We start from the raw sequence: 20266 nt of genomic DNA on the forward strand, positions 1-20266 counted from the left end.
AAATATAAGATTATTTACTAATTCAATTATTTCAAAAGAAAAGCCTGTAAGGATGAATTTCCTGCAGGCTTTTTTGATTTTATAATTGTCGGGATTTTTTTTACCACGAATTCACTAATTATGATTTAACAGCATTTGTGAATCCCCTGCTTTTTTCATTTAAGCTATCTGTAATATGCTTAAGATATTCCCAAATTTTCAGATTTTAGAAGTCAATAATTCGTGAATTTGTAGCTATTGCTATTATTCTGATACCACTTTTTGTTGCCAGACTGAAAGATTTACACCTTTAAAAACAAGCCAGAGGCTGAGAGATAATTCAGCAATTAAGCAAGGCATTAAGATCACAATACTTGAGAGTTGTGGTACAAGGATTAAGGCAAAACTATTAAACAGATAACAGATTCCTGCAATAGTCATCAATACACCAATAGCTTTAGGAAAATAACCTGATTTAAATATCATATAACCTTCAAGAAGACATACAAAACCAAAAAAGATCAGTCCAACTCCAAAACCAAAATCATGCAGTTTAATAGAAAGATAAGATAAAGTATGCAATTGATCCGGAGAAAAAGATTTTAGATACTCAGCATCTCCCAAAAAGAATAATGCCGCCAGAAGATTTAATTTGTTAGCAACCAAAACAGCTGTTTGTATCAAATTGAAAGACAAATTAAGTAAGGCAAGTTTTTTATTGACTGGTTTTAAAAGGTAGTACAAAATTATCATTACCGGTAAATCGCAAATTTGCATAATAAGATCAGCTGTGATTCCAATTTTCCATTGAAACTGAAAAAACGTTATGTTATGTGCAGTAGCTGTAGGATTTCCTGAAACGAACAATTTATTTCTAACAAAAGTTTCAGCAAAGAATCCCATAACAATGATTACGAGATATAATATTCCGGCAATACGAGCGTAAAGCTGTGGAGAGTTTTCAAAATTCTTAAGATTAGATTTCATTGTTTTGGTTTTAGGTTAGAAGTAAGACGTACAATGTTAATCATTGTTACGGTGTCTTTTAACTTTTTTTTAAGAATTTCAACAATTTTTTAAAATTTCATCTTTTCTTCATTTTAAAGTAGTAATTTTAATACGTTATTTAAAGGAGTTAATTTTAAAACAGAGATTATGAAAAACATTTTTTTTATCATTACCTTTTTATATAGTGGTTTTTTAATAGGTCAAACCGGAGTTTCTCCTGATAAAATTGTAACGCCGCCGGAAAAAGTCCTTTATACTTTTCAAAAAGAATATCCGGGTAAAATAGCGGTCTGGACTATGAAATATGTAGGTGATGACGATGATGAAATTCGTTATGAAGCAAAATTTAATCCGGGTAAAACAACAAAAGCATTGGCGGTTTACGATAACCTGGGAGTTTTAAAAGCATTCGAACAACAGATTCCGCTAAGTCAGCTTCCGCAAAAAGCACAAGCTTACCTTAAGAAAAATTATCCGGGAAAAGCAATCAAAGAAATTGCCGTGGTGGTAGACGATAAAAACAAAACAACTTATGAGGTTGGAATACAAAAGGACACCAAATTTTACGATGTAGTATTTGATAAAGACGGAGGTTTTGATGTCATTATTCAAAAAGATTAATCAGGAATACTTACTAACTTCAATATATTCAAAAGGACAAACCCGACAGATTTTTAAAATCTGTCGGGTTTTGTTTTTGTAACCTGTTAAGGTTTTATTTTCTAAAATTTACAGCATCATTCCGCCTGAAACCTCAATACGTTGTGCATTTACCCAACGTGCATCTTCGGTACATAAAAAAGCAACAACGCCACCAATATCATCAGGTAAACCAACTCTGCCTAAAGCAGTCACAGAAGCAATTTGCTGATTCATCTGTTCATTATCACGAACAACTCCGCCGCCAAAATCAGTTTCTATTGCTCCGGGCGCCACTACATTTACTCTGATTTTTCTTTGTCCCAGCTCTTTTGCCTGATATCTTGTAAGTGTTTCAATCGCACCTTTCATAGCAGCATAAGCAGCATATCCGGGAAATGAAAAACGAGCAAGACCAGTTGAAATATTGATGATTCCACCACCGTCATTCATAACATTCAATCCTTTTTGCGTCAGGAAAAACGGGCCTTTAAACTGAATATTAGTTAATTGGTCAAATTCTGCTTCAGTAGTTCCAATAAACGAATTGTGAATTCCGATTCCGGCATTGTTTACTAAAAAGTCGAATTTATCGGTTTTAAATGTACTTTTTAAAATTTCAGAAATACTTCCGAAAAAAGCATCAAAAGTACCTGAATCTGCCACGTTTAACTGAAGTGAAGCTGCTTTTTGTCCCAAGCTTTCAATTTCTTTTACGACAGCATCTGCTTCATCTTTTTTGCTATTATAAGTAATGATTACGTCGATGCCTTTTTTTGCAATCGCAATTGCCATATTTTTTCCTAAACCTCTGCTACCGCCTGTAACAAGAGCTATTTTTGTATTTACTGCCATTGGTGTATAATGTTTATTGTTTTTATGTTGGTGAAATGTGATTTGTAATATGTTAGGTGTAAAATGTTAGGTGTTAGATGTAAAATGTAAATATGTGATGTGAGACTATGTGATGTGAGATGTTTTACTATGTAGGATTTCACATCTCACATTTTACACCTAACATCTCACATTTACATTTTACAAATTAGAATGCAATGCCTCAAAAGAAGCTTTTAATTCCGGTACACTTGCATTCAGTCTGGTTTCGCTGGTTCCAAAAGTGAGTTCATTTTTTCCTTCTTTTAATTGCTCAAAAATAGACTCGATAAAGCTGCTTACGCTTGGATGTGCGTCATGCAATCCAACACCGCCAAGGTCTGTATTTAATGCAGGTGGAATAATTTCTATTACTTCGATCTTTTTTGCTTTCAGGATATGACGTAATGAAAGGGTAAACGAACGGAAAAATGCTTTTGTAGCCGAATAAACGGGAACTTTTGCAAAAGGAGAAAAAGCCAATCCGGAGGTAACATTCATTACCGTTGTCAGAAAAGGTAAATGGATAAATAAGGAAGTTAAATGTAACGGAGCCTCGATATTGGTTGAGATCTCAGATTTCATACTTTCATAAAAATCAGCATCTGTAACCGAAACCCATTTCTGAATTCCCGCATTGTTTATTAAAACATTCAAATCGCTATGATTTTCTGCAATCCATTCGTAAAGTGCTTTACGTTCGGTTTCGCTTGATAAATCGCATACTTTTGTAATTACAGAAGGAAATTTTGCTTTTACTTCAGCCAAAACAGACTCACGTCTGCCGCAAATAATTACAGTATTGTTTTCTTCAATAAATCTTTGGGTAAGCCCAAGTCCGATGCCGCTTGCGCCACCGGTTATTAAAATTTTGTTGTTTGATACATTCATTTTTTCGATCTTTTAAATTGATGGTACAAAGGTAGAGGCGAAGCAGGAGTATAGAATTGTAAATATCAAACCGATGTTTGCAAAATTCAAATCATGAATTTAAGCCCGGAAGGCGAGAGGCGTAAAAGAAGTTTGTTTTTTAAAGAAATTAGAAAAATGTGCCAATTCTTCAAAACCTAAAGAAAAAGCAATTTCAGAGATATTCCAATCCGTTTGTTTCAGCAGGATTTTCGCTTCGTTGGTTAATCTGCTGCTGATTAATTCAGTGGTAGTTTTTCCGGTATTTTCCTTTAAAACTTTATTCAAATGATTTACGTGTACCGATAATCTTTCGGCAAAATCTTTGGCTGTTCTTAATTCTAATCGCTGGTTTGGAGATTCAATCGGGAATTGTCTTTCCAGTAATTCAGCAAATAAAGAAGAAACTCTTGCCGCCGAATTGTGTTTAGAATACAAAGCTGTTATAGGCTGTAATTTTTGTCCGAAGTGAATTAACTCTGCAACATAATTTCGGATTAAATCATATTTATAGATATAATCTGAATTGATCTCTTTTTGTATTTTGTTGAAAATCAATTCAACTTCGGTAACTTCTTCGTCAGTAAGCTGAAAAATAGGATAACCGTCTGAAGCAAAAATAGGAAGCTCGTCTAAATCAATTCCGCTTTTATTTTTAGATAAAAATTCACTCGTAAAAACACAAAACTGCCCTGACTGATTAGTATCCTGCGGAAGATAATTATACGGAATCTTGGGCGTAGCAAATAAAAGTCCTTGTTTTTCGATTTCGATTATCTTGTCAGCATACTCAGCACGGTTTTTACCTTTTATCAAACTGATTTTGTAATAAGCACGCCGATCATAAGGCATAATCGATTTCCCCTGAAGGCGCTCAAGAAGTTCTTTAATATCAAAGATATTAAAATGCCCAATCTCTTTTTGAATGTCATTGGGTAGTAACGAACTTGGTTCAACAGCTGAACCTTCAGTAATATCTTTGTAAAAGGAGTCCAGAGATTTCATAATGACTTCGAATTGTAAAATTCAAATATACGAAAAATTAAAGTTTCTGGTTTTTTGATTTGAAATTTTGCGTTTAAAACAAACTTCCCTGGATAAATTCAGGTTCAGGATTACTGCCAAACGCAAAAGTATCAATTACAAAAAACTGTTTGTGTGGTTCCAGTTCTCTTAAAACGATTTCTTTGCATAAAAAATCAATGTCAACTGTAGTAAAAAGCGTTGATGCAATTTTAAGATTTTCGGGAGTTAGTTTTCTTCCAATACTTATATGCGGGTCGTTGCTTTTTTTAAGTTTTAATGGTTTTAAAGATTCCTGAATCTTTTTCATGATTGGTTTTAAAGCACTTTTAGACGCTTCGTTTGGAGCAATGTAAAAAGCACCTGCAGTATCATAAGCACCAAAATGATCCAAATAAATCTGAAAAGGAGTAAAGCTATCACAGATTTTATGAAGTTTTTGTTTGTATTTCTGTAATTGTGATTCGTCAATAGTGAATTCGCAAATGGTAATATGGGCAACAGCATTTTTACTGTTAAACCAACCAATTTTTTCAGCCAGTTCTTCTTTCATTGTTTTGATTATCTCAATTCCGTTTTCAGAAGGCTGAATAACAACAGAATATTTCTTTTCCATTTGTTAATTTGGTTTTAGAGAAATTAAATTTTTCCTTTTAGATATAACCGGTGCAGGATTTCAGATTTTAATAATCCGCTTCCGCCGCCAAAGTGTTCAATTACTTCGACTTCCGGCTGATGTTTTAAACAAAAGGAAGTAAATTCTTTTTCGATATGATCCTCGATTCCGGAACTCAGCAAAACAATGTCGATTTTATTGTTCTGAAAGTATTCCTGAGCTTCTTTTTCATTATCAAAAGCAATTGCATTCCAATTTTCATCAGCATTTACAAGTCGAAGCAAAATGGCCAGAATTGCTTCATTTTTTCCCAGTAACAAGAATTCAAGAGTTTTCATGATCTATAGTTTATTTGACAAATTTATTTCAAAAAAAATAGTTTCAACTTAATCTAGGATAAGAAAGTGACTAAGACTTTAAATTGCTGATTTTCCGGGATTTTATCTGAATATTTTAAAATAAAAAAAAGAATAAATGCCTGGATTTACAGTTGCTTACTCAATTTTATGAAAATATTTTCTCAAAATGAGGAAACCCGTAATGTTTTCTCTAAAGTTGCTTGTAGTTTTGTACTGTAGCAATCGATATAGATGTTGTTTTTTACCTTTTTAAACACATTTTCGATGTTATGGTTAATGTTTTTGGAGAAACAAATTAACAATAAAAACGACATATTTACAGATTGTGAATATTTTGTATGAATTTGCAAGAATACGAAAAAGTCTAATTTTTATAGGGTTTTTAGATTTAGTCAATGGGGGGACAGATCTAAGGGCCCTTTTTTTATTTCTTATAAATATTGATTTAAAGTAATCCGCGGCTTTTTAACCATTCTTCACAATCTCTGGTCCAGAATTTACTGGTATCTTTTACACCCAATCCAAAACCATGTCCACCTTTTTCATAAAGATGTAACTCAGCCGGAACATTGTTTCTTTTAAGTGCCAGGTAATAATTGATGCTGTTTTCTGCCAGAACTGTAGTATCATCTGTTGCATGAACCAGAAAAGTTGTTGGAGTCTGGGTTGTAACTCTTTTCTCGCTCGAAAAATAATCCAGAAGTTCCTGTGAAGCTGTGCTTCCTAATAAATTGTTTTGTGAGCCTTTATGTGTAACTTCATTGACCATTGTAATTACAGGATAAATTAAAAGAGAAAAATCAGGTCGGGCACTTATATTTGAAGCGGTTTCATATACTTTGTCATCATAATGCGTGGCGAGCGTAGAAGCCAAATGTCCGCCTGCAGAAAAACCCATAATACCAATTTTGGTTGCATCGATATTGTATTTTGCTGCATTTTGTCTTACGTAGCGTACTGCTTCCTGTGCATCCTGCAACGGACCAATAGTTTTATTTTTCATTATTTTGTCGTTGGGTAATCTGTATTTTACCACAAATGCTGCAATTCCTAAACTATTAAGCCATTGAGCCACCTTAGTTCCTTCTTTATCAATTGCCAAATGCTGGTATCCGCCACCCGGAAAAATAAGAATTGCCGTTTGATTGGGTTTGCTTACTGCGGGTAAAAAAATACTCAATGTTGGAATAGAGACTAAACTTGTGCTCATTACTTTTCCGTCTGTTATTTGCTCTTTCTCCTTATAATCAGGAGCCTTGATTTCGTTCGGAATTTTACTCCAAAGTGGAACGATAGTTTGATTTTGAGCCACAATTTGATTCGTCATACCAATAAAAAGTGCTGAGATTAGCCCTATTTTTTTTTGCAAATGCTTTTTTAACGTTTTCAATTTTATAATGAATTAGTGAATAATACAACTATTAGGATAACCCATTGGGTGTAATACTAAATATTTTTTAAACACATAGAAACATAGGTTTTATACCTAAAAAAGTATAAAAAAAGAAACACATTTCTTTCACATAGCTAAGTTCTGTGCATTTTAACTAAGTGAAACGCCTATTTTGAGAAGCCAGAGTCTATGTTTCTATGTGTTAAAATTAATTACACCCAACGGGTTAAGACATTTCAAAAATAGAGCTTTTTAACCAATTCCCTCTTAATAAATGTAATTGTTACAATTGAATTTTACTGCAAAATAGAAGATAATCCTCAAAATTAATCAGAAGTGAAAGTTTTCTGTACAATTTTGATACTTAAAACGGACAAATTTCATATGTTAGCTTTTAACAAATATATTGTTTAATCTGTAATTTTGAGTTCTTTTTTTTATTCTATATGTTTAATAAATGAGTTAAAATAATTTTTTATATAATTTATTTGGAATATAAAGATTTAAAACTATATTTGTGCAATCGATTACATTTATTGATTTTCTTGTGTTTAATCCATGGATCAGGATGTTTTTGTACTCAGGCCAAAAAACGAATTGTATTACCCCATAAAATATAAATTTTATAATAAACCACTACTATGAATCAAACAGATGCAGTTATTATGAGCCAAACCAAAAAATCAACAGGAAGGTATCGTTGGAGTATATGTGCGTTACTTTTTTTTGCAACAACAATTAATTACTTAGACAGACAGGTACTTTCTTTGACATGGAGCGATTTTATTGCGCCGGAGTTTCATTGGACTAACAACGATTATGGTAATATCACTGCATTGTTTTCTATTTTTTATGCTGTTTCTTTATTGTTTGCCGGTCGTTTTGTAGACTGGATGGATACTAAAAAAGGTTTTTTATGGGCAATTGGAATCTGGTCTCTTGGAGCTTGTCTTCATGCATTTTGCGGAATTGCAACAGCAGGTATTATTACAGGAAACTGGTTTGTAGGTTTCGAAGGTGCCAAAGAAGCAATTCATTTGGTAAAAGATACCGGAATGGTAATTAATGTAAGTGTTACATTGTTCATATTTGCCCGTTTTGTTCTGGCAGTAGGTGAGGCAGGAAATTTTCCGGCAGCCATCAAAACTACAGCCGAATATTTTCCTAAAAAAGACAGAGCATTTTCAACTAGTATTTTTAATGCAGGTGCTACCGTAGGAGCATTAGCGGCTCCTATTTCAATTCCGTTTATTGCAAAATCTTTTGGTTGGGAAATGGCTTTTATTATTATTGGTGCTTTAGGCTTTGTCTGGATGGGATTCTGGATTTTTATGTATGATAAACCGGAAAGACATCCAAAAGTAAGTGCTGCAGAATTAGAATACATTCAACAAGATGATATTGCCGATAGTAAGATTGAAGGTTATGTGCCTGAAACCAAGACTAAAGTTTCTTTTGTAGAATGTTTTAAATACAAGCAAACCTGGGCTTTTGCTTTTGGTAAATTCATGACAGATGGAGTTTGGTGGTTTTTCTTATTCTGGACACCTGCTTATTTAAGTTCTGTTTACGGAATGGATTCAACTCAGGCTGCTTTGCCATTGTTTGTTTTATATATGATTACTTTGCTTTCTATCATTGGAGGCTGGCTGCCAACTTATTTCGTTGAAAAGAAAGGAATGAACCCTTATGAAGGAAGAATGAGAGCGATGTTAATTTTTGCATTTTTCCCATTATTGGCTTTAATCGCTCAGCCTTTAGGGTATATCAGTTATTGGATTCCAATCATTATTATTGGTATTGCAGGTGCAGCGCATCAATCATGGTCTGCAAATATTTTTACTACAGTAGGAGATATGTTTCCTAAAAAAGCAATTGCAACTATAACCGGAATTGGTGGTTTAGCCGGAGGTGTTGGTTCTACTTTTATCAACAAAGGTTCAGGAATGTTGTTTGATTATGCTAAAGAAAACAATATGGTGTTTATGGGCTTTCATGGCATCGAAGCAGGATATTTTATCATTTTTTCTATCTGTGCCGTTTGTTATTTGACAGGCTGGATAGTAATGAAAACATTAGTTCCTAAATACAGACCTATTACAGATTTATAATATTCAGAAAATTTTAATACATCAAAAATGTATTTTTAAAAATAAAAATATAATTTTGTGCAATCGATTACATTAAATTAAAAATTATGACAAAATATAGTTCAAGATACGCGTCAAGCCCCGAAGCAGTTAAAAAATATGATACACAGGAATTAAGAAACGAATTCTTAATTGATGACTTAATGCAGGAAGATGAAATTGTATTAACGTATTCGCATTATGATCGATACATTGCAGGATCAGCTGTTCCGGTAAAAGGAGATTTGAAATTAGAAAGCATTGATCCGCTTAAAGCGCCTTATTTTTTAGAAAGAAGAGAAATTGGGATTATTAATGTGGGCGGAAGCGGTTCTGTTGTGGTTGAAGGGCAAACTTTTGAACTAGGATTTAAAGACGCTTTGTATATCGGTAGCGGAAATAAAGAAGTAATCTTTAAAAGCGATGACAGTAAAAATCCGGCTAAATATTACATCAACTCTGCACCGGCTCATACTACTTACCCAACAGTAAAAGTAAGTCTGGCAGAAGCAAATAAATTAGAATTGGGTACTATGGAAACGGCAAATCACCGTACCGTAAACCAAATGATTATTGGCAGCGTGGTAACCACTTGCCAATTACAAATGGGAATGACCGAATTAAGACCGGGAAGCGTATGGAATACGATGCCGGCACACGTACACGATCGCAGAATGGAAGTTTACTTTTATTTAGACATTCCGGAAAATCAGGCAGTTTGCCATTTCATGGGACAACCTCAGGAAACCAGACATATCTGGATGAACAATCATCAGGCTGTTATTTCTCCGCCGTGGTCAATTCACTCAGGATCAGGAACCAGTAATTATACCTTTATCTGGGGAATGGCAGGTGAAAATTTAGATTATGGAGATATGGATGTTTGTAAAATCACTGATTTAAGATAAGAATTATGACAAACTTGTTTGATATTAAAGGAAAAGTTGCCCTGATTACAGGAAGTACACATGGACTGGGAATGGCAATGGCAAAAGGATTGGGTGAGGCAGGAGCAACTATTGTGGTAAACGGAAATTCTTCGCAGCAAAAAATTGATGATGCTGTAGCTTTACTTAAAAGTGAAGGGATTAATGCAGTTGGATATAAGTTTAATGTAACCGAAGAAAGAGAAGTCAAAGAAGCTGTTCAGAAAATAGAAAGTGAAGTTGGTCCAATTGATATCCTGATTAACAATGCCGGAATTATTAAAAGAATTCCGTTGCTGGATATGGAAGTGGCAGATTTCAGAGAAGTGATAGATATTGATTTAGTAAGTCCTTTTATTGTTTCTAAGCATGTAGCCAAAGGAATGATCGAAAGAAGACAAGGAAAAATAATCAACATTTGTTCGATGATGAGCGAATTGGGCAGAAATACTGTTTCGGCTTATGCTGCAGCAAAAGGCGGGTTGAAAATGCTGACCAAAAATATGGCTACAGAATGGGCAAAATACAATGTTCAGATCAACGGAATTGGACCGGGTTATTTTGCGACCGAACAAACAAAGCCTATCAGAGTTGACGGACATCCGTTTAACGATTTCATCATCAGCCGTACTCCGGCTGCAAAATGGGGGGATCCGGGTGATTTAGCCGGAGCAGCAATATTTTTATCTTCTAAGGCAAGTGACTTTGTAAACGGTCACATTTTATATGTTGATGGCGGAATCCTGGCTACTATTGGAAAACCATCAAACGAAGAATAATTCTCAAATTATATTAAAAAAGACATGAGCGCAAATCAAACATTCATAAACGATAATTTTTTACTGGAAAATAAATTTGCTGAAGAATTATATCATAATTACTCTAAAAATCAGCCCATAATAGATTATCACAATCACTTAAATCCTCAGTTTATCGCTGAAGATAAAATTTTTGACAACATCACACAGGTTTGGATCAACGGAGATCACTATAAATGGCGCGCCATGCGTACATTAGGAATCAACGAGCAATTTGTAACCGGAAACGGATCAGATAAAGATAAATTCTTAAACTGGGCAAAAACAGTTCCGTACACCATGCGTAATCCGTTGTACCATTGGACACACTTAGAATTAGCACGTTATTTTGATATTTATGATTTACTAAACGAAAAATCGGCAGAGAAAATCTATATCGAAACAACAGAAAAAATTAATTCTCAGGCATACAGTACACAAAACCTGCTTAAAAAAGTAAATGCTGAATTAGTTTGTACTACAGAAGATCCTATAGATTCTTTAGAGTTTCACCAAAAACTGGCTCAAAATCCTATTGGAACTAAAATGAGTACCGCTTTCAGACCTGATAAAGCTATCTTAATTTCTAATGATGGTTATAATGCATATCTGGACACATTAGGGGATGTGTCCGGAATTGCAATTCACACTTATACTGATTTATGCAGTGCATTAAGAAAACGAATTGAGTTCTTTAATCAAAACGGTTGTAAGCTTAGTGATCACGGTTTAGATCAGATTTATTTTGAAGAATTTACAGAAAGCGAAATCACGACCATCTTCAAAAAGAAAAGAGAAAACAGAATTATTACACCAGAAGAAGTATTAAAATTCCAAAGTGCAGTATTACAGTTTTTAGCTGAAACATATCATGAATTTGGATGGGTACAGCAGTTTCACTTAGGTGCATTACGTAATAATAATGCCCGTATGCACAGAATTTTAGGACCTGATACAGGCTGGGATTCTATTGGAGATTATCCACAGGCACAAAAATTATCAGGCTTTTTAAATGCTTTAGACAGTAAAGATAAATTGACAAAAACGATCATTTATAACTTAAATCCTGCTGATAATGAAGTTATGGCAACTATGATTGGAAATTTCAATGACGGAAGTGTTCGCGGTAAAGTACAGTTTGGTTCCGGATGGTGGTTTTTAGACCAGAAAGACGGAATGACTAAACAATTAAATGCACTTTCAAACATGGGATTGATTAGCTGTTTCGTAGGAATGCTGACAGATTCTAGAAGTTTCCTGTCTTTTCCAAGACATGAATATTTCAGACGTATTTTATGTAATCTTTTAGGTGATGAAATCAAACGTGGAGAACTTCCAAACGATATGGAATGGATAGGAAAATTAGTTTCTGACATTTCATACAATAACGCAAAAGAATATTTCAAATTTTAATTTTTTTTGAACCATTAAGATATTAAGGAAATGAAGTTTTGAGCTTAAAATTTATTTTTAAGATGAAAAGATAATAAAGCAGAAATGCTTAATAAACTTAATTTTAAAAAAAAGTATAGAACTAAAAAGTAAAGCTTAATTCTTTTAATATCTTAATGGTAAAAAATACTGGTAAAAACAATAAAAAAATATGAGTAGAGTAGTTGCATTTGGAGAAATCATGCTGCGTTTATCAACAGAAAGACATTTACGTTTTTCCCAATCTACGGCATTTGGTGCTACGTACGGAGGCGGAGAATTTAATGTATGTGTTTCTTTGGCTAATTATGGTTTAAATGCCGAATTTGTTACAAGATTACCTGAAAATGAAATTGGATTATCGGCATTAAAAGAAATGCGAAAAATGAACGTAGAATCTAAAAACATAGTTTACGGAGGAGAACGTTTAGGAATTTATTTCTTAGAAACCGGTGCAGGAACACGCGGAAGTAATGTAGTATATGATCGTGCACACAGCTCAATGGCAACGATTCAAAAAGGAACAATCGATTGGGAAAAAGTACTGCATGGTGCAAGTTGGTTTCACTGGAGCGGCATTACACCGGCTATTTCAGAGAGTGCTGCCGAAGCCTGTTTAGAAGCCATTAAAGTAGCTCATAAACTTGGAATCACGATTTCATGCGACTTAAATTACAGATCAAAATTGTGGCAATATGGTAAAACACCAAGCGAAGTTATGCCGGAAATGTTACAATACAGTAATGTTATTTTAGGCGATATTGACACGGCGTATTTTATGTTGGGAATTCCTAAAGTAAATCCAAATTATCAGGACGAAAAATCATTACCTGTTTTATACACGAAGTTGTTTGATTTGATTCCGAATTTAAAAACAGTAGCCACAACTTTACGTTATTCTGTAAGTGCGTCACACCAAAGAATTGGAGGTATTTTGTTTGATGGAAAAGCAATTTATCAGGCAGCAGTAAAAGAAGTAACACCAGTTGTGGACAGAGTAGGAAGCGGAGATGCTTTTATGGGCGGATTGATTTACGGATTACAACAATACCAGAATAATAATCAAAGAGCATTAGATTTTGCAGTAGCAGCCTGTTGTTTAAAACATACTATTGCGGGAGATTATAATCTGGTTACTTTAAAAGAAGTTGAAAATATGATTGATGGTGATGGTTCTGCATTAGTATCAAGATAATTAAAATAAAATGGCAAAATATTCAAGAATTGAAGTGGCGTTACAAATGAAAGAAAACGGAATGGTTCCGTTGTTTTTTCATTCAGATTTAGAAATAAGTAAAAAAGTATTAAAAGCCTGTTATGATGGTGGTTCCCGATTAATGGAGTTTACAAGCAGAGGCGATTTTGCCCATGAAGTTTTTGGTGCTTTAAACAAATATGCCCTGGCGGAATTACCGGGAATGATGTTGGGTGTAGGTTCAATAACCGATGCTGCTGCAGCTTCATTATACATGAGTTTAGGCGCTAATTTTATTGTAACTCCGGTTTTTAGAGAAGATATTGCCATTGCCTGTAATAGACGTAAAGTATTGTGGTCTCCGGGTTGCGGAACTTTAACTGAAATTGCAAGAGCTGAAGAATTAGGCTGTGAAATTGTAAAATTATTTCCGGGAGATATCTACGGGCCGGAATTTATAAAAGCCATAAAAGGACCATGCCCGTGGACAAATATTATGCCTACAGGCGGAGTTTTACCAACTGTTGAAAGTCTGACTTCATGGTTAAATGCGGGTGCAACCTGTGTAGGTATCGGATCACAGTTAATTTCAAAAGAAATACTGGATAATAAGGATTTCGACGGTTTAAAAAACAAAGTAAGTCAGGTACTTGATATTATAAAAAATATTAGAAAATAGATAAGGAGTAATCATGCCAATTCCTTATTTAAGATTGCGTTTTTTTTAGATTTTAGAGATTGTAATTGAACATTACACTTGCCAATAAAGAGTGTACTCCTCACAACACGCTTTATGTCCTCACACAAGTGTAATGTTTCTTTTACATGTTCAGAAAATGTTTTAAAGAAATAAATAAGGTATTTAAATGTGATTATTTATAACACTTTAAAGAAGAATTAAAATGGAAAAAATAAACAGATCAAACTCGGGGTTTTCAGATAAACTTCCTATCAAAATAGTACAATTTGGAGAAGGTAATTTTTTAAGAGCCTTTATAGAATATGCATTTCAAAAATTAAATCAGGAAGCTGATTTTAATGCAGGAATTGCAGTAGTACAGCCTATCGATAAAGGTTTAGTAAACATGATCAATGCACAGGATGGTTTGTATACCTTGTTCATGAAAGGAGTAAAAAAAGGGCAGGAAATTCAGGAAAAAGAATTGATTACCAATATTGTAAAAGCAATTGATCCTTATGCTTCTTTTCAGGAATATTTAGCTTTAGCTAAAGAAGAAGAATTAGCTTTTATAATTTCTAATACAACTGAAGCCGGTATCGAATATATCGCTTCAGATCTTCCAACGATGCAGCCTCCGGTTTCTTTCCCTGCAAAACTTACAGTTCTGCTTAACGAAAGATTTAAGCATTTTAACGGAGCAGCAAATAAAGGATTAACGATTATTCCTTGTGAATTAATCAATTACAATTCAGATACTTTAAAAGAAATTGTTTTCAAATATAGTGCTGACTGGAAATTAGGAGCAGAATTTGAATTTTGGTTAACTAACAGCTGTTCTTGGCATAATACATTAGTAGACAGAATTGTACCGGGATATCCAAAAGATCAAATCGAAGAATACAACAGTCAGTTAGATTACAAAGATGACTTGATTGTAAGTGCCGAAAGTTTCTTTTTATGGGTAATTGAAGGTGATGATAAACTGAAAGCAAAACTTCCGTTTGAAAAAACAGGTTTAGATGTGAAAATCGTTTCAGATATGCAGCCATACAGAACTCGTAAAGTGAGAATCTTAAATGGAGCGCATACTGCAATGGTACCGTTTTCATTGCTTTATGGAAATGAAACAGTAAAAGAAACAGTTGATAATGCTTTTACAGGAGATTTTGTAAACAAAGCTGTTTTCTATGAGATCAATGAAACATTGAACATGGACAAAGCGGAATTAGCAAGTTTCTCTGAAGAAATTCTGGATCGTTTTAGAAATCCGTTTATCAAACATTTATTGTCTTCGATTGCGCTAAATTCAATTTCAAAATTCAAAGTACGTGTGCTGCCAAGTTTAACAGGATATGTAGCTATTCATCATAAACTTCCGGCTCATTTAACGTTTGCATTTGCTGCTTTGATTCGTTTTTATCAGGGAACATGGAAAGGACAAAGCTTGCCGGTTAATGACAGTGAAGATATTGTTTCTTTCTTTGACGGACTTTGGAAATCTGATGATTATGAGAAAATAGCAAGACTTACTTTGCAGAATAAAAATTTCTGGGATGAAGATTTAACGCTTATTCCGGGTTTAACAAAAGCAATTACAACAGCATTAGAAGAAATTGATGCAAATGGTATAGAAAATGGTTTTGCCAATTTTCAAAAACAAGTAAATACAATAACTCAGAAAGTTTAGTTATGGCAACGCAAAAAAAATTAATAAAAGTTCACCCTACTGATAATGTAGCAGTAGCTTTGGTAAACCTTTCAGCTGGCGAAGTGATTCACTTTGAAGGCGAAGATGTTACCGTTGAGAGTGATGTGAAGATGAAACATAAAATCGCAATGGTTCCTTTTAATACAGGAGACAGGATTATTATGTATGGTGTTTTGGTAGGAAAAGCAAGTGCCAGAATCGAAAAAGGCGGACTACTTTCGACTTCAAATGTAAAACACGAAAGCGATAAAGTAACCGGAAAAACCGAAACCATTGGCTGGACGGCACCAAATATTGATAAGTGGAAAGACAGAACGTGGCAAGGCTATCACAGAGAAGACGGGCAAGTAGGAACAGAAAACGTATGGTTGTTTTTTCCGTTGGTATTTTGTGAAAACAGAAACATCGAAATCCTAAAAGATATTTTCGAAAAAGAGTTGATGAAACCTAAAGAAAACGATTATCAGTTATTGCTTCGTTCTTTAGTAAAATCAGAAACAGGAGGAGCAGGAAATCAGGAAGCTTCAAACGATGCTAACCTGTTCAATAATATCGAAGTAAAGTTTATTACACATCAGGGAGGTTGTGGAGGAATTCGTCAGGATTCACATAGTTTGGCTAAGCTTTTGGCTGGTTATGTAAACAATCCAAACGTAGCCGGAGCAACAGTTTTAAGTTTAGGATGTCAGAACCTGCAAATTCAAATCTTTAAAGATGCTCTGGATGCGATAAATCCAGACAGTAAAAAACCGGTATTGATTTACGATCAGCAACAAATAGGGACAATCGAAACCATGCTTAGCAGTGTTGTAAAAGATACTTTTGAGGCAATTAAAAAAGCAAACGAAATAAAAAGAACACCTGCACCTTTATCTAAATTAAGAATTGGTTTAGAATGTGGTGGTTCTGATGGATTTTCAGGGATTTCTGCAAACCCGACTTTAGGGGTTACTTCAGATTTATTAGCGGCTTTAGGAGGAACAACAATTCTTTCTGAGTTCCCTGAATTATGTGGAGTAGAGCAGGAATTAGTAAACCGTTGTGTAGAAGACGAAAGCGGAAAAAGATTTCTTGATTTGATGCAATGGTATGAAAAAACAGTGGTAGATGCAGGATCAGGATTTGATATGAACCCGTCACCGGGTAATATCAAAGACGGTTTGATTACTGATGCCATGAAATCTGCAGGAGCTGCTAAAAAAGGAGGAACTTCGCCAATTACAGGAGTATTTGATTATGGTGAATACATCACTAAACCAGGTTTAACGTTACTTTGTACGCCAGGAAACGACGTAGAATGTACCACTGCTATGGTAGGATCCGGGGCAAATATGGTATTGTTTACAACAGGTTTGGGGACGCCAACAGGAAACCCAATTGCACCGGTTGTAAAAATTTCATCCAATACTCAGTTAGCGAACAAAATGTCTGATATTATCGATATTGACACCGGAGGAATTGTCACCGGAGAAAAATCTATTGATGAAATGGCTGATGAAATGTTAGAATTCATCATTGATGTTGCAAGTGGTACTATAAAAACCAAAGCAGCAATTCTAAATCAAAACGATTTTATTCCCTGGAAAAGAGGAGTATCGCTTTAGTTTTTTAGGTACAAAGGTACAGAAAGACACAAAGTTGAAAGATTTATATGTAGAGGCGCACAGATAGTGCGTCTCTTTTTTTTAATAGAAAAGCTCCAGAGAAGCAAAATATTTATAGATAACAATTAGTCATCTAGATTAAAGCTCCAGAGGAGCGACATATTTAGTTCAGAAATAAAAAAAAGTTCACTTTTAGGTGAACTTATATAACTTATATGGTAAAAAAAAAGATTAAAAGGTGGTTCTTGACGATGATTTACGAATATGTAATTCCGGTGCAAGAACTACCTTCTTTTCGATTTTAATTGTATCGGTTTTGTCTACTTGTTCTAAGAATACGCGTGCAGACATTTTTCCCATCTCAAGTGGAGACTGATCTACAGACGTAATCGATAACTCCATGAATTTAGTAAAAGGCTCATTACTAAAACCTGCCACACAAAATTCTTTAGGAATAATAATGTTTCTTTCTTTTAACTCCTGAATTGCGCCCAAAGCAGCGAAATCACTCGATGAAAAAATAGCATCAGGAGGAACAGGCAACTGAAGTAACAAATCAACAGCTTCTTTTCCGGCTTCAACCATACTTTTTACAGGAATAACATATTCTTCCTTAAAAGTCATTCCGTTATCCAGTAAAGCTTGTTTGTAGCCTAAAAACCTGTTTTTAAATATCTCTAACGACTGATCTCCTGATAAATGAGCGATACAGCGACAGCCTTCGTTGATTAAGTGTTTTGTGGTTAAATATCCGCCTCTGAAATCATTGATGGTAACTGAGCTTACCCCTTCAATGTGTTTGCTTCTGTCAAAAAAGATAAGCGGAACATTTTTTTCTAATACATTCTGAAAAGCACCATCGTTTTCACCCGTAACATCTGTAACTGACATTATAATACCATCGACCTGAGCATCGATAAGTGTATATAAGTTCTCGTTTTCTCTTTTAGGGCTTTCATGCGTCTGGCAAATAATTACCTGATAACCGTGCGGATGTAGTTCTTCTTCAATTCCTCTAATAACAGATGCAAAAAAATTGCTGTCTATACGGGGAACAATTACCCCGATATTATTACTTCGGCCGCTTTTCAATGCTAGTGCAAGCTTATTTTGCTTATAGTTCATTGAGGCAGCGGTTTTAATAACCAACTCACGTGTACTCTCTTTAATTTTAGGGTTGTTGTTTAAAGCCCTTGAAACAGTAGCCGCAGTGATATTTAATTTCTCAGCAATATCGTAAATGGTTATTTTTTCGCTCATTAAAAAAGGATTTTCAAATTAATTACAGACAAAAATACATATTTTTTTATAACGTTACACAAATTGTTATCGATTACCATAATTTATAATTAAAACGTTTTCGGTTATACAATGATAATAAATTATAAGTTTTTTTACATTAAGTGTAATTATATTTCCTAATAAAAATTAAATATATAATTAATTTCTAAATAAATTTGGTGCATTGGAACTTATTTTATATTTTCGTGTAATCGATTACATAATTGCATTGTTTTGAATTTCAAACAATAAATACCATATAAATGATTACAGATAAGGTTATAGCATTTAAAACAATCTCAATTTTTAGCGCAGTTGCTTTAATGGTTTTATCCTGCGCACGACAAACCTCTGCCGTTTCAGATTCTGATCCCTGGAAAAAAAAAGAACTCATCATCAAAAGCATTCCACAAACCCATTTTGCTGATAAAGTTTATAGTATAACTGATTTTGGAGCTGTTGCTGACGGCAAAACGCTTAATACTTTAGCTTTCGAAAAAGCAATAAAAGCCTGTGCTGAAAATGGCGGAGGTCAGGTTTTGGTTCCCAATGGCAAATTCTTAACAGGCGCTATACATTTAGAAAGTAATGTCAATTTGCATTTGGCAGATAAAGCAGAAGTTCTTTTTAGCCTTAATCCCAAAGATTATCCTATTGTTCATACTTCGTTTGAAGGAACAGAACTTATGAACTATTCACCACTGATTTATGCCAAAAACAAAACCAATGTTGCCATAACCGGAAAAGGAATTTTAAACGGTCAGGCAGATCGTACCAATTGGTGGATCTGGTCCGGAGGAAAAGATTATGGATGGAAAAAAGGAATTCCATCTCAAAATGATCCTCAAAATCGTGAAGTTCTGGTAGACATGGCAGAAAAAAATATTCCGGTTGCAGAAAGAGTTTTTGGTGACGGACGTTATTTGCGCCCCAATTTTATAGAGTTTTTTGAATGTAATACTATTTTGGTAAAAGACATAACAGTAATTAATGCTCCATTTTGGATTTTACATCCGCTTAAATCAAACAATATCATTATTGACGGAGTAACAGTCAACAGTCACGGACCAAATAATGATGGTTGTGATCCTGAATATTCTCAAAACATACTCATTAAAAACTGCACATTTAATACCGGTGATGATTGTATTGCCATCAAAGCCGGACGTGATGCCGATGGCAGAAGAGTGGCCATACCCAGTAAAAATATCATAGTAGAAAATTGTAAAATGATCGACGGACATGGCGGAGTGGTGATTGGCAGCGAAATATCAGCCGGAGTCAACAATGTATTTGTCGAAAATTGTGTAATGGACAGTCCTAATCTGGATCGGGCCATTCGTATCAAAACAAATTCAAGAAGAGGCGGCGTTATAGAAGATGTTTATGTTCGAAACCTTGAAGTAGGAACAGTAAAAGAATGTGTCTTGCGAATTACGATGTTTTACAATGTATATGGATCACAAACAGGAGATTTTATTCCAACCGTACGAAACATCAGTCTTGAAAATGTAAAAGTAAAAAACGGTGGAAAGTATAGCGTCTGGGCTGATGGTTACGAGCAATCACCAACCGAAAATATCACATTGAAAAATGTAACAGTCCAAAAAGTAGATTCGATCTACTCACTAAAAAATGTAAAGAATATCAATTTTATAAATACTTACGTGAATGACAAAAAAGTAACATCTGTTAAAAACTAAACAACTATCAA

General features: G+C 34.3%; 18 protein-coding genes. 10 read left to right on the top strand and 8 right to left on the bottom strand.

The window, feature by feature from the left end:
* Nucleotides 1-243 precede the first annotated feature (243 nt).
* On the bottom strand, nt 244-966 hold the full coding sequence (locus A4F88_RS09960) for a DUF4386 domain-containing protein (RefSeq protein ID WP_068842462.1): 723 nt from the start codon (nt 964-966) through the stop codon (nt 244-246).
* A 168-nt stretch (nt 967-1134) separates the two neighbouring features.
* On the opposite strand from A4F88_RS09960, the gene A4F88_RS09965 reads away from it, so the two are divergent.
* Nucleotides 1135-1608, top strand: a complete 474-nt coding sequence (locus A4F88_RS09965) for a PepSY domain-containing protein (protein ID WP_068842463.1) — start codon at nt 1135-1137, stop codon at nt 1606-1608.
* Nucleotides 1609-1716: 108 nt separating this feature from the next.
* Here A4F88_RS09965 and A4F88_RS09970 read toward each other — a convergent pair whose 3' ends face one another.
* The 6 genes from A4F88_RS09970 to A4F88_RS09995 form a co-directional block, all read right to left on the bottom strand.
* Entirely contained in the window at nt 1717-2481 is a 765-nt protein-coding gene (locus tag A4F88_RS09970) for an SDR family oxidoreductase (RefSeq protein WP_068842464.1), read from the bottom strand.
* Nucleotides 2482-2661: 180 nt separating this feature from the next.
* A complete protein-coding gene (locus tag A4F88_RS09975) occupies nt 2662-3390 on the bottom strand; it encodes an SDR family oxidoreductase (RefSeq protein WP_068842465.1) in 729 nt (242 codons plus the stop codon).
* Nucleotides 3391-3489: 99 nt separating this feature from the next.
* A complete protein-coding gene (locus A4F88_RS09980) occupies nt 3490-4413 on the bottom strand; it encodes a helix-turn-helix domain-containing protein (RefSeq protein ID WP_068842466.1) in 924 nt (307 codons plus the stop codon).
* 73 nt (nt 4414-4486) lie between these two features.
* Nucleotides 4487-5047 carry a 2'-5' RNA ligase family protein gene (locus A4F88_RS09985; RefSeq protein ID WP_068842467.1) on the bottom strand — a complete coding sequence of 187 codons (561 nt, stop codon included), beginning with the start codon at nt 5045-5047 and terminating at the stop codon, nt 4487-4489.
* Nucleotides 5048-5070: 23 nt separating this feature from the next.
* Entirely contained in the window at nt 5071-5385 is a 315-nt protein-coding gene (locus A4F88_RS09990; RefSeq protein WP_068842468.1) for a hypothetical protein, read from the bottom strand.
* A gap of 466 nt (nt 5386-5851) precedes the next feature.
* Entirely contained in the window at nt 5852-6775 is a 924-nt protein-coding gene (locus tag A4F88_RS09995) for an alpha/beta hydrolase (RefSeq protein ID WP_245179076.1), read from the bottom strand.
* Nucleotides 6776-7440: 665 nt separating this feature from the next.
* Here A4F88_RS09995 and A4F88_RS10000 point away from each other — a divergent pair.
* The 8 genes from A4F88_RS10000 (at nt 7441) to A4F88_RS10035 (ending at nt 17271) form a co-directional block, all read left to right on the top strand.
* Entirely contained in the window at nt 7441-8910 is a 1470-nt protein-coding gene (locus A4F88_RS10000) for an MFS transporter (protein ID WP_143155034.1), read from the top strand.
* A gap of 86 nt (nt 8911-8996) precedes the next feature.
* Nucleotides 8997-9836 (top strand): 5-dehydro-4-deoxy-D-glucuronate isomerase, encoded by an 840-nt coding sequence (gene kduI, locus A4F88_RS10005; protein ID WP_082815743.1) that lies wholly within the window; start codon nt 8997-8999, stop codon nt 9834-9836.
* 5 nt (nt 9837-9841) lie between these two features.
* The gene (locus tag A4F88_RS10010) at nt 9842-10633 is read left to right on the top strand and encodes a gluconate 5-dehydrogenase (RefSeq protein WP_068842471.1); all 792 of its coding nucleotides are present in this window, start codon (nt 9842-9844) and stop codon (nt 10631-10633) included.
* 24 nt (nt 10634-10657) lie between these two features.
* Nucleotides 10658-12064: a glucuronate isomerase gene (uxaC, locus tag A4F88_RS10015; protein WP_068842472.1), complete on the top strand. Its 1407-nt coding sequence runs from the start codon at nt 10658-10660 to the stop codon at nt 12062-12064.
* Nucleotides 12065-12254: 190 nt separating this feature from the next.
* Complete coding sequence (locus tag A4F88_RS10020; RefSeq protein WP_068842473.1) at nt 12255-13277, top strand: sugar kinase; 1023 nt, start codon at nt 12255-12257, stop codon at nt 13275-13277.
* Between the two features lie 10 nt (nt 13278-13287).
* The gene (locus A4F88_RS10025; RefSeq protein WP_068842474.1) at nt 13288-13956 is read left to right on the top strand and encodes a bifunctional 4-hydroxy-2-oxoglutarate aldolase/2-dehydro-3-deoxy-phosphogluconate aldolase; all 669 of its coding nucleotides are present in this window, start codon (nt 13288-13290) and stop codon (nt 13954-13956) included.
* Nucleotides 13957-14179: 223 nt separating this feature from the next.
* A complete protein-coding gene (locus tag A4F88_RS10030; protein ID WP_068842475.1) occupies nt 14180-15646 on the top strand; it encodes a tagaturonate reductase in 1467 nt (488 codons plus the stop codon).
* A 2-nt stretch (nt 15647-15648) separates the two neighbouring features.
* A complete protein-coding gene (locus A4F88_RS10035; protein WP_068842476.1) occupies nt 15649-17271 on the top strand; it encodes a UxaA family hydrolase in 1623 nt (540 codons plus the stop codon).
* 231 nt (nt 17272-17502) lie between these two features.
* Here the strand turns inward: A4F88_RS10035 and A4F88_RS10040 are convergent, their stop codons facing one another.
* Complete coding sequence (locus A4F88_RS10040; RefSeq protein WP_068842477.1) at nt 17503-18531, bottom strand: LacI family DNA-binding transcriptional regulator; 1029 nt, start codon at nt 18529-18531, stop codon at nt 17503-17505.
* Nucleotides 18532-18815: 284 nt separating this feature from the next.
* On the opposite strand from A4F88_RS10040, the gene A4F88_RS10045 reads away from it, so the two are divergent.
* A complete protein-coding gene (locus A4F88_RS10045) occupies nt 18816-20255 on the top strand; it encodes a glycoside hydrolase family 28 protein (RefSeq protein WP_068842478.1) in 1440 nt (479 codons plus the stop codon).
* Nucleotides 20256-20266: the final 11 nt, after the last annotated feature.

The organism is Flavobacterium chilense, assembly GCF_001602525.1.
Taxonomy (GTDB): domain Bacteria; phylum Bacteroidota; class Bacteroidia; order Flavobacteriales; family Flavobacteriaceae; genus Flavobacterium; species Flavobacterium chilense.

Coding starts and splice junctions, on each gene's coding strand:
- A4F88_RS09990 (WP_068842468.1), bottom strand. CDS start 5,385: ATGAAAACTCTTGAATTCTTGTTACTGGGAAAAAATGAAGCAATTCTG.
- A4F88_RS09965 (WP_068842463.1), top strand. CDS start 1,135: ATGAAAAACATTTTTTTTATCATTACCTTTTTATATAGTGGTTTTTTA.
- A4F88_RS10030 (WP_068842475.1), top strand. CDS start 14,180: ATGGAAAAAATAAACAGATCAAACTCGGGGTTTTCAGATAAACTTCCT.
- A4F88_RS10035 (WP_068842476.1), top strand. CDS start 15,649: ATGGCAACGCAAAAAAAATTAATAAAAGTTCACCCTACTGATAATGTA.
- A4F88_RS09960 (WP_068842462.1), bottom strand. CDS start 966: ATGAAATCTAATCTTAAGAATTTTGAAAACTCTCCACAGCTTTACGCT.
- A4F88_RS10000 (WP_143155034.1), top strand. CDS start 7,441: ATGAATCAAACAGATGCAGTTATTATGAGCCAAACCAAAAAATCAACA.
- A4F88_RS10045 (WP_068842478.1), top strand. CDS start 18,816: ATGATTACAGATAAGGTTATAGCATTTAAAACAATCTCAATTTTTAGC.
- A4F88_RS10020 (WP_068842473.1), top strand. CDS start 12,255: ATGAGTAGAGTAGTTGCATTTGGAGAAATCATGCTGCGTTTATCAACA.
- A4F88_RS09975 (WP_068842465.1), bottom strand. CDS start 3,390: ATGAATGTATCAAACAACAAAATTTTAATAACCGGTGGCGCAAGCGGC.
- A4F88_RS09980 (WP_068842466.1), bottom strand. CDS start 4,413: ATGAAATCTCTGGACTCCTTTTACAAAGATATTACTGAAGGTTCAGCT.
- A4F88_RS09985 (WP_068842467.1), bottom strand. CDS start 5,047: ATGGAAAAGAAATATTCTGTTGTTATTCAGCCTTCTGAAAACGGAATT.
- A4F88_RS10025 (WP_068842474.1), top strand. CDS start 13,288: ATGGCAAAATATTCAAGAATTGAAGTGGCGTTACAAATGAAAGAAAAC.
- A4F88_RS09970 (WP_068842464.1), bottom strand. CDS start 2,481: ATGGCAGTAAATACAAAAATAGCTCTTGTTACAGGCGGTAGCAGAGGT.
- A4F88_RS10010 (WP_068842471.1), top strand. CDS start 9,842: ATGACAAACTTGTTTGATATTAAAGGAAAAGTTGCCCTGATTACAGGA.
- kduI (WP_082815743.1), top strand. CDS start 8,997: ATGACAAAATATAGTTCAAGATACGCGTCAAGCCCCGAAGCAGTTAAA.
- A4F88_RS10040 (WP_068842477.1), bottom strand. CDS start 18,531: ATGAGCGAAAAAATAACCATTTACGATATTGCTGAGAAATTAAATATC.
- uxaC (WP_068842472.1), top strand. CDS start 10,658: ATGAGCGCAAATCAAACATTCATAAACGATAATTTTTTACTGGAAAAT.